Here is a 14,486-nt window from a genome sequence, read left to right on the forward strand (position 1 = left end):
CCTACCTCCGCGGCCGGACCACGACCTCATCGCCGTCGGCGAGTTCGCTGCCGAGGGCCGGGGTGACGCTGTCGCGGGCGGCGAGCGTGACGCCCTGGTCGGCGAGGAGCTCGTCGACGTCGTCCGCGAAGGTGTGCAGGGTGCGGGGCCTGCCGTCGACGTCGAGCGTCACCGCCTTGTCGCAGGCCACGAACGCCGTGGTGCCACCGGCCAGGAACGCGACGACGAGGGCCTGCGGGACGAGGCGGCGCAGGCTCTCGGGCCCGATCGGGGCCCAGTGCCGCCGGGCGGCCCGGCGCGCCGCCGCCCGGCCGCCGGTGGCATGGGGGGCGGGCGGACGGCCGGGCGACGGCAGGTCGACGACGGTCGGGGCGTGGACCGCCCAGGCGGCGAGCGTCAGCCGCTCATGGAGCGGGACGGACGCGGGGGCGGCGGCCGGAAGCGGGGCGGGCGGTCGCACCACCTCCGTACGCCCCCTGCCGCGTGCCGCGCGGTGACTGCCCTTCGAGTTGCTCACGATGCTCCAGAGGATCCGATCGGCCGGCTCGCCTGATGGCGCCCGGGACGATAGCGGAGCATCGGTGACTCTCCAAAACGGCTCGACCGCGTACCGTCACCGACCGTGGGGGTGCGTACCGTCAGTAGTCGAATGCGCGAGCGGTGTTGTCGGCGATGGCCGACGCCAGGGTGTCCTCGTCCACGCCCTTCACCTCCGCCATGGCACGCAGCGTGACCGGAATGAGATACGGCGCGTTGGGCCGTCCGCGGTACGGGGCGGGGGTCAGGAACGGTGCGTCCGTCTCGACCAGCACCAGTTCCATCGGCGCGACGGCCAGCGCGTCGCGCAGCGGCTGGGCGTTCTTGAAGGTGACATTGCCGGCGAAGGACATGAAGTACCCGGCGGCCGCGCAGGTCCGGGCCATGTCGGCGTCGCCGGAGTAGCAGTGGAAGACGGTCCGCTCGGGGGCGCCCGCGTCGGCGAGGACGCGCAGCACATCCGCGTGCGCCTCGCGATCGTGGATGACCAGCGCCTTGCCGTGCCGCTTGGCGATCTCGATGTGGGCGCGGAAGGACTCCTCCTGCGCGGCCATGCCCTCGGGGCCGGTACGGAAACAGTCGAGCCCGGTCTCGCCGACGCCGCGTACGTGGTCGAGTGCGGCCAGCGCGTCGATCTCCGCGAGCGCCTCGTGCAGCGCCGCTGTCCCGCCCGCTTCGCGCGCCCCCTGTCGCGACCCCCCATCGGGGTCGCCGTGCACGATGCGCGGCGCCTCGTTGGGGTGGAGGGCGACCGCCGCGTGCACGTTCGCGTGCGCGGCGGCGGTCTCGGCGGCCCAGCGTGAACCGGCCACGTCGCAGCCCACCTGGATCACGGTGGTCACGTTGACCGCCGCGGCCCTGGCCAGGCCCTCCTCGACGGTCGCGTCCTGCATGTCCAGGTGGGTGTGCGAATCGGCGACCGGCACCCGGAGGGGTTCGGGCAGCGGCGGGGCTTCGGTACGGCTCATGACGACGATCGTACGAGGACCGCGCCGGACACCTCGTCGGCGGTGGAAGCCGGACGCGCGCCGGGTGTCGCCGGCGGTGGAAGCCGGACGCCTTACCTGCGGTGGAAGGGGTGCAGCAGGTCGGACAGGTGCCAGTGGTGCTGCGCGCCTGCGGGTGCGGCGGTGGTGGCGGCGGCCATGGCCTCGTCGTCCTGGGCGTCGATGCCCTCGACGGGCGGCCGCGTCGGCCGGGGCTTGTGGAGCAGATTCTGGACGGCCGAGACCCGGCCGGCCCGCATGATCCGGACCACGTGCCCGTCGCAGTTCACGCAGCTGGGCCGGGAGAGAGGCGAGGGAACCCGCTCCCCGTCCGCCTTGTATATGACGTAGTCGTTTTTGGAGCCGTCGACGTGGTGCTCTATCTCGTAGGCCTGTTCCCAGCCGTATCCGCACTTCATGCAGGCGAAGGCATACGCCTCATGGACGGTGGTAGGTGTGATCTCGCTCATGCCTGCTCCTTTGGTCCGCCGGACAAGCACTCCGGAGAATGCGTCCTTGGTCCAGTGGACGCCCTTACCGGCGGGAGCGCATCGGACCGTGACGAGTGTTGGAGCGGTTTTGGCCTTCTCGTGGCAGAAAGGCCCGGTGCGCAACTCTCGCTTTGCTCAGGACATCAATTCGTTGACCTATGCGGGGCCGGTTCGCTCCGCATTCTTTGCCGCCACGACCGCGTCGAAGACTTCGCGCTTGGGCAGCCCCGCGTCAGCGGCCACAGCGGCGATGGCTTCCTTGCGTCGCTCCCCCGCCTCCTCGCGCACCCGCACCCTGCGTACCAGCTCCGCGGCGTCCAGTTCCTCGGGTCCGGATTCGGCCGCGCCCTCGACGACGACGGTGATCTCGCCGCGCACCCCTTCGGCCGCCCAGGCCGCCAGCTCGCCCAGCGGGCCGCGCTTCACCTCCTCGTACGTCTTGGTCAGCTCCCGGCACACGGCCGCCCGGCGGTCGGCGCCGAAGACCTCGGCCATCGCCGCGAGGGTGTCGTCGAGCCGGTGCGGGGCCTCGAAGAAGACCATGGTGCGGCGCTCGTCGGCGACCTCGCGCAGTCTGCCGAGCCGTTCGCCCGCCTTGCGCGGCAGGAAGCCCTCGAAGCAGAACCGGTCGACGGGCAGCGCCGACAGGGCGAGAGCGGTGAGCACCGCGGACGGGCCGGGGACCGCGGTGACCTTGATGTCCTTCTCCACCGCCGCGGCCACCAGCCGGTAGCCGGGGTCGGAGACGGACGGCATCCCGGCGTCCGTGACCAGCAGGACGCGGGCGCCGCCGGTCAGTGCCTCGACGAGTTCGGGCGTACGGGCCGACTCGTTTCCCTCGAAGTAGGAGACGACCCGCCCCGTGGTGTGGATGCCGAGCGCCTGGGTGAGGCGGCGCAGCCGCCGGGTGTCCTCGGCGGCGACGACATCGGCCGTCTCCAGTTCGGCGGCGAGGCGTGGCGGGGCGTCCGCCACATCGCCGATGGGGGTTCCTGCGAGTACCAGCGTTCCAGTCGTTCCAGTCACATGAGTCATCCTCCCAGCACGGGCGACAGCGCTCGCACAGACGCGTTCCCTACGATGGCGCGGTGACGAGTACTGCGCCCGAGGCCCGACAGGGTCAAGACGCCGGGGAACCGCACGGCGAAGAGCCCGCCTCCTGGCAACAGCGGCTGCGCCGCTTCGGCCATGCGCCGCGGCCCGGAACCGGGCTGCGTGAACGGCTGGTTCCGCCGTACACCCGGCCCGGCGCCCAGCTGTGGGCGGTACTCGGGATCTCCCCGCCGCTGGCCGGGCGTCTGGTGCGGTGGTCCGCCTGGGGCGGTCCGCTGCTGGTGGCGCTGGTCGCGGGGGTGCTGCGGTTCTGGAAGCTGGGCAGCCCGCACGCGCTGATATTCGACGAGACGTACTACGCCAAGGATTCCTGGGCGCTGATCAACCAGGGGTACGAGAGCGACTGGCCCAAGAACATCGACAAGCTCATCCTCGACGATCCGTCGAAGGTGCACGTTCCGGTGGACCCGGGCTATGTGGTGCATCCGCCGGTCGGCAAGTGGATCATCGGGATCGGTGAGCACTTCTTCGGTTTCACGCCGTTCGGCTGGCGGTTCATGGTCGCGGTGCTCGGCACGCTGTCGGTGCTGATGCTGTGCCGGATCGGCCGGCGGCTGTTCCGCTCGACGTTCCTGGGGTGCCTGGCGGGCGCACTGCTCGCCGTCGACGGTCTGCATTTCGTGATGAGCCGCACCGCGCTGCTCGACCTGGTGCTGATGTTCTTCGTGCTGGCCGCGTTCGGCGCGCTGCTGATCGACCGCGACTGGGCGCGGCGCAGGCTCGCCGCGGCGCTGCCGGTCGACGAGGAGGGTGTGCTGCGCCCCGATGCCGGCGTCGCGGAGAATCTGCGGCTCGGCTGGCGTCCCTGGCGGCTCACCGCCGGTCTGATGCTGGGGCTGGCCTTCGCCACCAAGTGGAACGGCCTGTACATCCTGGCCGGCTTCGGTCTGATGACGGTGCTGTGGGACGTGGGCGCGCGCCGGACCGCGGGTGCGGTGCTGCCGTACCTGGCGGTGCTCAAGCGCGATCTGCTGCCGGCGTTCGTCTCCACGGTCCCGGTCGCGATCCTCACGTACCTCGTGTCCTGGACCGGCTGGATCGTCACCGACAAGGGCTACTACCGGAACTGGGCGCAAACCGACGGCAGGGGCGGCTACTGGACGTGGCTGCCGGACTGGCTGCGCAGCCTGTGGCACTACGAGTACCAGGTCTACGAATTCCATGTGAATCTGACCTCCGGCCACACCTACCAGTCCAATCCCTGGAGCTGGATCGTGCTCGGCCGGCCCGTCTCGTACTTCTGGCAGGAACAGCCGGGCTGCGCGGCGTCGGAGACCGGCAAATGCTCCCGCGAAGTGCTGGCCATCGGGACGCCGCTGCTGTGGTGGGCGGCATGCTTCGCCCTGGTGTACGTGCTGTGGCGCTGGTTCTTCCGGCGCGACTGGCGGGCGGGGGCGATCGCCTGCGGTGTGGCGGCGGGCTGGCTGCCCTGGTTCCTCTACCAGGAGCGGACGATCTTCCTCTTCTACGCGGTCGTGTTCGTGCCGTTCCTGTGTCTGGCGGTGACGATGATGATCGGCGCGATGCTGGGCCCGGCGGCGGGGAGCGGCCCCCGGCAGGAACTCGGCCTGGCGGCCGGCGACGCGTCCGGCGAACGGCGGCGGACGCTGGGGGCTGTCGCGGCGGGCGTGCTGGTGCTGCTGATCATCTGGAACTTCATTTATTTCTGGCCCATTTACACGGGAACGCCCATTCCCGACGGGTCCTGGCGGGACCGGATGTGGCTGGATACCTGGATTTGACCGGCACACCATGATTCGACCGTTGCATTCACGCCGCACGTATCGCGTTCCTATAACAACCATCTCGACTGTCACCACTGTCCCGTAGGGTGCCCAGCAGCATCCCCTTGAACGCGTTCAAGGGGAACTCCTGGGGAGGGGGACTGACGGATGCGCAGTGGAGCGAAGGTCGCGATGGTCGGCGGAGTGTTCGCGGTCGTGGTCGGCGGGGTGGGCTACGGCGCGTACAACGTCCTGGACGGGCTGAACGGCGGTGGCGACGACGGTACGAACAGCAGGTCCGCCTCCGCCGAGGTGAAGACGGGGCCGGTCACCGCCGCGGAGATCGATGACACGGCGAAGAAGTTCCTCAAGGCCTGGGCGAGCGGTGACGCGACCGTCGCGTCCCAGCTCACCAACAACGCGACCGAGGCCGAACCGGCCCTGAGCGGCTACCGCGAGAGCGCCCATGTCACCGATGCGGTGATCACTCCGGGCCCGGCGGTCGGTACGAAGGTGCCCTACACGGTGAAGGCGACCGTGTCGTTCGAGGGGAAGAGCAAGCCGTGGTCGTACTCCTCCGAACTGACCGTGGTGCGCGGCCTGACCACCGGCCGGCCGCTGGTCGAATGGGCCCCCGCCGTGATCCACCCGCAGCTGACGGCCGGTGCGTCGCTGAAGACGGGTGAGGCGTCGACACCGTCGATCGAGGCCGTCGACCACAACGGCAGGGCGCTCACCAAGGAGAAGTACCCCTCCCTGGGCCCGATCCTGGACGCGCTGCGCGACAAGTACGGCGAGAAGGCCGGCGGCACGGCCGGCATCGAGACCTGGATCGAGAGCGAGAACGCGGACGGGCCGGACAAGACCCTGCTGACCCTCACCAAGGGCAGACCGGGCAAGCTGCAGACCACCCTGGACGCGAACGCCCAGGCGGCGGCCGAGACGGCCGTGAAGAAGTTCAGCCAGGCCTCGGTGGTCGCGGTCCGGCCGTCCACGGGCGCGATCCGCGCGGTCGCCAACAATCCGGCCACCGGCTTCAACACGGCGATGCAGGGCAAGCAGGCACCCGGGTCGACGATGAAGATCGTGACGGCGGCGCTGCTGATCGAGAAGGGCCTCGCCTCGGCGAACCAGAAGATCGAGTGCCCGCCCACCGCGATGTACATGGGCCGTACCTTCAAGAACCTGGACGACTTCTCGATCCCCGACGGCACCCTGACGACCAGCTTCGCCCGTTCCTGCAACACGGCCTTCATCAAGCTGATCGACGACACGAAGGACGACGCGGCGCTCGCCAAGGAGGCCCGTGACGTCTTCGGAATCGGCCTGAACTGGCAGACCGGTGTGGTGACCTCCGACGGCAGCGTGCCCGAGGCCACCGGTGGCGAGGCGGCCGCCCAGTACATCGGTCAGGGCACGATCCAGATGAACGCACTCACCATGGCGTCCATCACCGCCACCGCGAAGAACGGCACCTTCCGCCAGCCGATCCTCGTCGACCGGGACCTCGACGGCCGGCCGATCGCCACCGCCTCCCGGTCGCTTTCCCCGTCCGCGTCCCAGCAGGTCACCGACATGATGCGCCAGACAGCGAGTTGGGGTACCGGAAAGGCCGCGATGGCCTCGGTCGGCGGCGACAAGGGCGCCAAGACGGGCTCGGCGGAGGTCGACGGCCAGGCCACGTCCAACAGCTGGTTCACCGGTTTCAGCAACGACCTCGCCGCCGCGGCGGTCGTCCAGTCCGGCGGCCACGGCGGCGACGCGGCGGGCCCGGTGGTGGCAGCGGTGCTCCGAGCGGGATCGTGAGGCGTCCACCCGCCAAGGCCGTGGGCACGTCCGGCCGCGGCCGGTCAGGGCCCCTCGGCTCGCGCATGTTCGTGCTCGGGATATGCGCGTCCGTCGGCGGGATCGCCGGCGCGATCAGAGGCGTGGCGGACGGCGTGGGACTCCTCAAGGTCCTTGGACTACTTGCCGTAGGAGTGCTCGGGGTGACGCTGACCGCCGGCTGCGTCGTGTCGTACGCCGGGAAGAGGTGACGGCGATTCCCTCTCGACGGGGTTCCGCACGCGCGGAACCCCGTCGCGCGCCCCGTACCGCGTTCGCTAGCGTGCGGGGCATGAGCACTCCCGACACCACCGCCGCCGAAGCCCACCCCCGATTCGCCGAGGCCCTGCGGGAGCTGGGCCTCGATGTCGAGGTCCGCCGGTTCCCGGAGGCCACCCGTACCGCCGCCGAGGCCGCTGCCGCGATCGGCTGCGAGCTCAGCGAGATCGTCAAGTCCCTGATCTTCGAGGCCGACGGCGTCCCGGTGCTGGTCCTGATGGACGGCTCCTCGCGCGTCGACGTCGAGCTCGTACGCGCAGAGCTGGGGGCCGGGAAGGTCAAGCGGGCCGGGGCCGATCTGGTCCGGGAGACGACCGGGTACGCGATCGGGGGCGTACCGCCCTTCGGGCACCGTACGACGACCCGGGTGCTGGCCGACCGCGGACTGCTGGACCACGACGTGGTGTGGGCGGCGGCGGGCACCCCGCACACGGTCTTCCCGCTCGACCCCAAGAACCTGATCGGGCACGCCGGTGGAACCGTGGTGGATGTGCGCGAGCAGTCCGCGTGACACCGTTCCTAGCCAGTGTGCATGAGTGAGTCCTGGACCCACTCATATGTGCTGGGCGCATCCCGAACGGTGTTGGATGCACTGGGTCCCCGCTTTCTCGTCCCGTTCGGCGGCATGCCTCCAGGGGCGTGATCCGTTGCGGGTGGGCGGGTTCCGTCACGCCCCCGGGTGCCCGGTGGGGCCTGGGCGGTCCGATGCCCCGCACGATCTTCCCCAAGCTCTCAACTCCGTTCGAGCAGGGGAGACCCCATTGGTCGTGTGGGGGCGGTGCCGTCCTTCCCCAAGCTCTCAACTACGTTCGAGCAGGGGATACCCCATCCCGGACCGGGTGTCCGAGGGCGCGTCGTCCGATCGCGATGCCGGCGGCATCGTGACGGGACATCTTTCGCTTGGGGGTGGCCAGCGGTTTCTGCCAGTGCTGGGCACCCCACATCGAGGTGTAGGCGGGGTCGACCGCGACAATGCTCAGGCCCTGTTCGGCGGCCATGGAAACCAGCCGGGCCTTGAGCTTCCCGGTCGGAATACCTGAGATCAGCTGCCGGAACCGCTTCTTGCGGCCGTGTTTCTCGCGGGTCTTCTCGGTGGTGAAGTCGAGGTCTTCGATGGCGATCGCGCTCACACCGGCCTGTTTGGCCCAGTTGATCAGGCGGGTCAGGGCGTGGCGGATCTGTCCGTCGCGGTGGGTGGCGGTGCCGGAGAGGTCGTAGGGGAAGCGGTGCGGGTCGCCGATGGGGTTGCCGTGCGGGTCGAGGTGGTAGGCGGCGAAGTGGTCGGCGTTGGTGTCGACACCGACCATGCCCCGGGCGCGGGCCGTCTCCAGCGGGATGGTCTGGACGACGGGGCGTTGCCAGGACGCGGTGAGGTACCAGCGGCCACGTTCGGTGTCGAGGTGGATGCGGTAGGCGACGGCACGGTTCGCGGTGATGCGGTCGGCCCACTCCTGGCCCCGGTGCGCGAACCCGATACGGGTGGTGAGGGTGTACCGGCCATGAGGGGCGTTGGCCAGGTGCGCGAGCGGGGCGGGCAGTTTGATGCTGACCTCGCCGTCCGGGGTGACGCGGATCGTTTCGTTCCCGAACCGTTTCCCGGACTCGCCGTCGGCGGCGATGAACCAGCGCTCCGCTTCCCAGCGTTCTCGCCACTGCTCTTCGGTGAGGTGGGCCTGGGTGAGGTGGTGGCGGGTGTTGAGGAGGCGCTTGCCGCCCCGCACCACCCGGACGCGTCCGGCCTGCCGGTCACGAACCGCGGCATCATGCCGCGCTTCCAGCGCCGCGAGACGGCGGGACTTGTGGAACCACTCACCCTTGGAGCGGTAGCCACCGGCTCCCCGCTTGGTGCCCTTCTGCCCGAAGGGGAGGGACAGGCGGTGCCGCAGCATCCCGATCCCGGCTTCCAGATTCCGGATCTGCGCCGCCTGACAACGGCGCGCCAGCGCCCACTGATCATGGGTGGCCTTGGTGATCGCACCGGCGATCCGCGACGACGACTGTGCGGTCAGGTCCCGCTTACGCGCCGCCCAGGTCTCCTTGCTGTGCTCCAGACCATCCGCACAACGGGCCCTGAGATCCCGGGAAGCCAGACGGCCCTGATGCTCACCCACCGCGCGCAGAACCTTCTCGTCCTGGGAGGTGGGGTGCTTGAGACGGTCCCGGATCGCCACCCCGCACGGCCCGGGCACCACGAACGGCGCCGCCAACTCCCGCACACCACCCACCCCAACACCCCCCTCCCACGAGACCGGAAACCCACTACCCAGCCCAACGAGCACCAGCCGCCAAGGTCACCCATTCGGCCCCAGAACTCCCGTTCCCACCCGCGTGAACCCGCCGACAGGACTCACTCCTGCTCACTACAACGCACTTCAGCTCAGCAAACCGACAGCAGCTCACAACCCTCTACCTGAACATCGCACAGCCCAGCTCCGACCGGCTGTGGCGCAGGGCAACCAACGACACCCCCGTGGCCAACGGCTGAACCGGTCGGCATCGGGCTGATGCTGCACACGAGTTGACCGGAAGGGGCGGGCGGCGTCTCCGGGGGCTCGCCGCCCACCCCTTCGCGAGAACGTGACACCCGAACCCCGATGTGTCACGTTCGTTTTGCACCCCACCTGTACTCCGCGCCATGCCGAGGAACAGCTGGGGCGAGCTCCCCGACGAAGTCCACACGGCGATCCGCGAACAGACCGGCCCGATCGAGAGAGTCGAGTCGGCCGGTCATGGGTTCAGCAGTCGGTTCGCCGCCACCCTGGACACCGCCCGGGGCCGGGTCTTCGTCAAGGGAATGCCCCGGGACCGCCCGCCGGTGCCCCCGGCGATACGTACACGGGCTCCGTCACTCCGCCGAAATCGCCTGCCGGAAGCCGGAGTTCACCGCGGTCAGACCGCCGTCCACCCGTAGCGTCGTGCCCGTGATCCAGGCCGCGTCGCGCGAGGCGAGGAAGGCGACGGCGGACGCGATGTCGTCGGGCTCGCCGACCCGGCCGAGCGGGTAGAGGCCACTCACCCGGGACAGTTCCGCGTCACGGCCCGCCCAGGCGGCCGTGCGGATCGTGCCGGGCGCGACCAGGTTGACGCGTACGCCGCGCGGTCCGGCGTGGCCCGCGAGGGTGCGGGTCAGGCTGCCCAGGCCGGCCTTGGCGGCGCTGTAGGCGTGGTTGCCGAAGTCCTGTTCGCCGTTGACCGAGCCGATGTTGACGATCGCGCCCCGGCCGGAGGCCACCAGGTGCGGAAGTGCGGCGCGGGCGCACCGGTACGGGCCGGTGAGGGTGATGTCGAGGTCGCGCTGCCAGGCCTCGTCGGGCTCGTCCTCGAAGAGCGGGGCATCGGGCGTGCAGGCGTACGCGTTGTTGACCAGCACGTCGAGGGAGCCGAAGGCGGCGACGGCGCGGGCGACCGCGGCCTCGACCGCCGCCCGGTCGGACACGTCGCAGGGCAGTGCCTCGGCGGTCCCGCCCGTCTCGCGTATCGCCGCGGCGGTGCGTTCGGCGCGGTCGCCGTCCAGGTCCGTGACCAGGACGCCGGCGCCCTCCGAGGCAAGCCGACGGGCCGTGGCGGCCCCGATGCCCTGGCCCGCCCCGGTGATGAGTACGCCGTATCCGTCGAACCGTGAACCAGCAGAGGAAGGAGGAGTCATAGCGCCGACCGTACTGCCCTGACCAGGGCCTGGGCACGGGGATCGGCGGTGACTCCCTTCCGCAGACCGTTCGTCACATAGCCCAGCGCGATACCGGATTCGGGGTCGGCGAAGCCGAGCGAGCCGCCCCGGCCGGGGTGGCCGAAGGAGCCGGGGGCGAGCAGCGGGGCCGCCGGGCCGTGCAGCATGTAGCCGAGGCCGAAACGGGTGTTGACGACCAGGATCCGGTCCGGACCCGCCGACTCCTCGGTGCGGGCGAGGGTGAGGGTGGCCGGGGCGAACAGGCGGTGGCCGTCGACCGGGCCGATCATCGCGGCGTAGCAGCGGGCCAGCGCGCGGGCGGTGGCGATGCCGTTGGAGGCGGGGAGTTCGGCCGCCCGGTAGTCGGGGGCGTTCTCGTCGGGGAAGGGGTCGATGGCCCCGAAGGCGCGGCGGGTGAGGGACTCCGGATCGCGGTACGCCTCGGCGACGGACCGCTTGGGGCGCATCCGCAGGGTGCCGCCGTTGCCCGCGACGGCCGGCGGTTCGACGGGGCCGATGCGGCCCACCCGGTGCGCCTCGTCGGCCGGGAGGCCGAACCAGAAGTCCAGGCCGAGCGGGCGGGCGATCTCCTCGGCGATCCAGCGGCCGACGGTGCGGCCGGTGACCCTGCGCACCAGTTCGCCGATGAGCCAGCTGTAGGTCTGGGCGTGGTAGCCGTGGTCGGTGCCGGGTTCCCACTGGGGGCGCTGGGCCGCGACGGCCTGCGGACCGGAGACCCCGTCGGCCGCCTCGGAGGGGGTCAGCGGGCAGTCGAGCGCGGGTATGCCGGCCCGGTGGGCGAGGAGGTGACGGACGAGCACCCGCTCCTTGCCGGCCGCCTTGAACTCCGGCCAGTACGTGCCGACCGGGGCGTCGAGATCGACCTGGCCGCGCTGGTGCAGCAGCAGCGGTACGGCGGCGGCGATGCCCTTGCCCGCCGAGCGGACGATCTGCACGGTGTCGACGGCCCACGGCTCGGCCCCGTCGACGTCTCTCGTACCGGCCCACAGATCGACGACCTTGCGCCCGTCCCGGTAGACCGTGACTGCGGCGCCGCGTTCGCCGCGCTGCTCGAAGTTACGGACGAAGGCATCCCGGACCGGTTCGAATCCGGCCGCCACCGTGCCCCGTACGTCCACACCTGTTCCTGCGCTGCCGCTCATCCCCCCATGGTGCATCCCGTCGCAGGTCGCAGATGTGGCGGGTCACCTCGAATCCACGGTCACGGAACGCGGGTCGAAGCCGAAGGGCAGCTCCAGACGGTGGCTGCGCATCAGCTTCTCGTCGCAGAGCAGGTCCTGGGTACGGTCGTCGGCCGCGATGACGCCCTCGCTCAGGACTACCGCGCGCGGGCAGAGCTCCAGGGCGTACGGCAGATCGTGCGTGACCATGAGCACGGTGACGTCCAGGGACCGCAGGATGTCGGCGAGCTCGCGCCGGGAGGCCGGGTCCAGGTTGGAGGACGGCTCGTCCAGGACGAGGATCTCCGGCCGCATGGCGAGGACGGTGGCGACGGCGACGCGGCGGCGCTGGCCGAAGGAGAGGTGGTGCGGCGGCCGGTCCGCGTACTCCGCCATGCCGACCTGCGTCAGCGCTTCGGTGACGCGTTCCTCCAGCGCGGCGCCGCGCAGCCCGGACGCGGCGGGGCCGAAGGCGACGTCCTCCCGGACGGTGGGCATGAAGAGCTGGTCGTCGGGATCCTGGAAGACGATGCCGACGCGGCGGCGGATCTCGGCGAGGTTGCGCTTCTCGACGGGGAGACCGGCGACCCGGACGGTGCCCGCGCCGGCGTCGAGGATGCCGTTGAGGTGGAGGACGAGGGTGGTCTTGCCGGCTCCGTTGGGGCCGAGCAGGGCGACGCGTTCGCCCCGGTCGACCGTCAGGTTCACGCCGAAGAGCGCCTGGTGGCCGTCGGGGTAGGCGTAGGCGAGGCCGCTGACCTCCAGGGACGGCGCGGGGGCGGTGTGCAGGCTCATAGGGTCCATCCCAGCAGACAGATCGTGAGGGCGAGGACGGGGAGGGCGGCGGCGTACGCCCACTGGGTCCGGGAGGCCGTCACCTCGTCGATGACCGGCATGGAACCGGCGTAGCCGCGACTGACCATCGCGAGGTGGACGCGTTCGCCGCGCTCGTACGACCTGATGAAGAGCGCGCCCGCCGATGTGGCCAGGACGCCCCACTGCCGTATCCCGCGGGCCTCGAAGCCGCGGGAGCGGCGGGCGATCGACATCCGGCGCATCTCGTCGGTGATCACATCGCCGTACCGGATCATGAAGGACGCGATCTGGACGAGCAGCGGCGGCAGCTTGAGCCGCTGGAGGCCGAGCAGCAGCGCGCGCAGTTCGGTGGTGGAGGCGAGGAGTACGGAGGCGGCGACGCCGAGGGTGCCCTTGGCCAGGACGTTCCAGGCGCCCCAGAGGCCGGGGACGCTGGCGGAGAGGCCGAGGACGTGGGTCTGCTCGCCGGGCACCACGAACGGCATGAGCAGCGCGAACGCGACGAACGGCACCTCGATGAGCAGCCGCTTGAGCACGAAGCCCGCGGGGATGCGGGCCAGTGCGGTGACGGCGCCGATCAGTACCGCGTAGAGCGCGAACGCCCACACCGCCTCGCGCGGCGTCGAGACGACGACCACGACGAAGCAGAGGGCGGCGGCGAGCTTGCAGTGCGGCGGCAGGTCGTGGACGGGCGAGTGCCCGTGCCGGTAGAGCTTGTGCGCATGTCCCGCGCCCATGTCAGACCATTTCCCGGTCGTGCGCGGAGCCGACGGGCGCGTCCGGCGTGCGACGGCGGCGGATCACGTAGAAGACCCCGCTGCCGACCACGATCGTGGCACCGACACCGATCACCCCGGCGAGGCCGCCGGAGATGCGGGCGTCGGAGACGTCCTTGACGCCGTAGTCGGCGAGCGGGGAGTCCTTGGCGGCGTGCTCCTCGGTCTTCTTGTCGATGCCCTGGTCGGCGGCGACCTTCTCCAGGCCGTCGGGGCTCGCGGAGGCGTAGAAGGAGACGAAGCCCGCCAGGACGAGGGCGGTGACCAGGCCGGTGGCCCAAAGTCCCCGGGTGGAGCGGGCGGCGACCGGGGCAACGGGCTGCCGGGCCGGGGCGTCGACGAGCTCGCCGTCGACCCGGAGCTTGAGCGGGGCGGTGAGTCCGCGGGCGCCGTGGACCAGATCGGGGCGTACGGCGACGACGGCGCCGACGGTCAGCGCGGTGATCACGGCCTCGCCGATCCCGATGAGGACGTGGACCCCGGCCATGGCGGTGAAGACCTTGCCGATCGGGATGTCCGTGGTGCCGCCGATCCAGTAGATCAGCGTGAAGACGCAGGCCGCGGCCGGTACGGAGACCAGGGCGGCGACGAAGGACGCGACCGTCACGGAGCGACGGGTCCGCGGGAGGACGCGGGCCAGCCCGCGGAAGAGGGCGTACGCGACGACGGTGGTCGTGATGCCCATGTCGAGCACGTTCACGCCGAGCGCGGTGAGACCGCCGTCGGCGAAGAGGACGCCCTGCATGAGCAGGACGACGGAGATGCAGAGCACCCCGGTGTACGGCCCGACCAGGATCGCGGCGAGCGCCCCGCCCAGCAGATGCCCGCTGGTGCCCGCGGCGACCGGGAAGTTCAGCATCTGCACGGCGAAGATGAACGCGGCGACGAGACCGGCGAGCGGCGCGGTGCGCTCTCCCCCACTCTCGGCTGCGCTCGAGCGGGAGGTGCCCCCCTGTTCACGGCGGGCACCTCGCAGGCTGACGGCGACGGCGCCCGCGGCGACGACTCCGGCGGCGGCGGAGACGGGGGCGTCGATGAATCCGTCGGGTACATGCATGGAGGGCTCCGCTTCCTGCGATCCTGCGTTACCGC

General features: G+C 71.0%; 13 protein-coding genes and 1 pseudogene. 4 read left to right on the forward strand and 10 right to left on the reverse strand.

Features of this window, described 5'->3' with window-relative positions; all coding sequences use genetic code 11:
- Position 1: 1 nt before the first annotated feature.
- The 4 genes from ACFVV1_RS06910 to rsmI form a co-directional block, all read right to left on the reverse strand.
- The gene (locus tag ACFVV1_RS06910) at positions 2-517 is read right to left on the reverse strand and encodes a ubiquitin-like domain-containing protein (protein ID WP_389985589.1); all 516 of its coding nucleotides are present in this window, start codon (positions 515-517) and stop codon (positions 2-4) included.
- 121 nt (positions 518-638) lie between these two features.
- Positions 639-1,505, reverse strand: coding sequence for a TatD family hydrolase (locus ACFVV1_RS06915; RefSeq protein ID WP_389985592.1), 867 nt, complete (start codon positions 1,503-1,505; stop codon positions 639-641).
- Between the two features lie 92 nt (positions 1,506-1,597).
- Positions 1,598-1,993 carry a hypothetical protein gene (locus tag ACFVV1_RS06920; protein ID WP_389985595.1) on the reverse strand — a complete coding sequence of 132 codons (396 nt, stop codon included), beginning with the start codon at positions 1,991-1,993 and terminating at the stop codon, positions 1,598-1,600.
- Between the two features lie 177 nt (positions 1,994-2,170).
- Positions 2,171-3,049, reverse strand: a complete 879-nt coding sequence (gene rsmI / locus ACFVV1_RS06925) for a 16S rRNA (cytidine(1402)-2'-O)-methyltransferase (protein ID WP_389985598.1) — start codon at positions 3,047-3,049, stop codon at positions 2,171-2,173.
- A 53-nt stretch (positions 3,050-3,102) separates the two neighbouring features.
- Here rsmI and ACFVV1_RS06930 point away from each other — a divergent pair, with 53 nt between their 5' ends.
- The 4 genes from ACFVV1_RS06930 (at position 3,103) to ACFVV1_RS06945 (ending at position 7,465) form a co-directional block, all read left to right on the forward strand.
- Positions 3,103-4,869: a dolichyl-phosphate-mannose--protein mannosyltransferase gene (locus ACFVV1_RS06930; RefSeq protein ID WP_389985601.1), complete on the forward strand. Its 1,767-nt coding sequence runs from the start codon at positions 3,103-3,105 to the stop codon at positions 4,867-4,869.
- 150 nt (positions 4,870-5,019) lie between these two features.
- Positions 5,020-6,657: a penicillin-binding transpeptidase domain-containing protein gene (locus tag ACFVV1_RS06935; RefSeq protein WP_389985603.1), complete on the forward strand. Its 1,638-nt coding sequence runs from the start codon at positions 5,020-5,022 to the stop codon at positions 6,655-6,657.
- A complete protein-coding gene (locus tag ACFVV1_RS06940; protein ID WP_389985606.1) occupies positions 6,654-6,887 on the forward strand; it encodes a hypothetical protein in 234 nt (77 codons plus the stop codon). The genes ACFVV1_RS06935 and ACFVV1_RS06940 overlap by 4 nt, the downstream gene beginning before the upstream one ends.
- Before the next feature lie 80 nt (positions 6,888-6,967).
- Complete coding sequence (locus tag ACFVV1_RS06945; protein ID WP_389985609.1) at positions 6,968-7,465, forward strand: YbaK/EbsC family protein; 498 nt, start codon at positions 6,968-6,970, stop codon at positions 7,463-7,465.
- 8 nt (positions 7,466-7,473) lie between these two features.
- Here the strand turns inward: ACFVV1_RS06945 and ACFVV1_RS06950 are convergent.
- The 6 genes and pseudogenes from ACFVV1_RS06950 to ACFVV1_RS06975 form a co-directional block, all read right to left on the reverse strand.
- Positions 7,474-9,179 (reverse strand): annotated as a pseudogene (locus tag ACFVV1_RS06950) (IS200/IS605 family accessory protein TnpB-related protein).
- A gap of 620 nt (positions 9,180-9,799) precedes the next feature.
- The gene (locus tag ACFVV1_RS06955; protein WP_389985612.1) at positions 9,800-10,600 is read right to left on the reverse strand and encodes an SDR family NAD(P)-dependent oxidoreductase; all 801 of its coding nucleotides are present in this window, start codon (positions 10,598-10,600) and stop codon (positions 9,800-9,802) included.
- Entirely contained in the window at positions 10,597-11,760 is a 1,164-nt protein-coding gene (locus ACFVV1_RS06960) for a serine hydrolase domain-containing protein (RefSeq protein ID WP_389986360.1), read from the reverse strand. The genes ACFVV1_RS06955 and ACFVV1_RS06960 overlap by 4 nt, the downstream gene beginning before the upstream one ends.
- A gap of 66 nt (positions 11,761-11,826) precedes the next feature.
- Entirely contained in the window at positions 11,827-12,597 is a 771-nt protein-coding gene (locus ACFVV1_RS06965) for an energy-coupling factor ABC transporter ATP-binding protein (protein ID WP_389985615.1), read from the reverse strand.
- Complete coding sequence (gene cbiQ / locus ACFVV1_RS06970) at positions 12,594-13,355, reverse strand: cobalt ECF transporter T component CbiQ (RefSeq protein WP_389985618.1); 762 nt, start codon at positions 13,353-13,355, stop codon at positions 12,594-12,596. The genes ACFVV1_RS06965 and cbiQ overlap by 4 nt, the downstream gene beginning before the upstream one ends.
- 1 nt (position 13,356) lies before the next feature.
- Positions 13,357-14,451, reverse strand: coding sequence for an energy-coupling factor ABC transporter permease (locus tag ACFVV1_RS06975; RefSeq protein ID WP_389985621.1), 1,095 nt, complete (start codon positions 14,449-14,451; stop codon positions 13,357-13,359).
- Between the last annotated feature and the right edge of the window lie 35 nt (positions 14,452-14,486).

It is taken from the genome of Streptomyces sp. NPDC058092, assembly GCF_042884935.1.
Classification (GTDB): domain Bacteria; phylum Actinomycetota; class Actinomycetes; order Streptomycetales; family Streptomycetaceae; genus Streptomyces.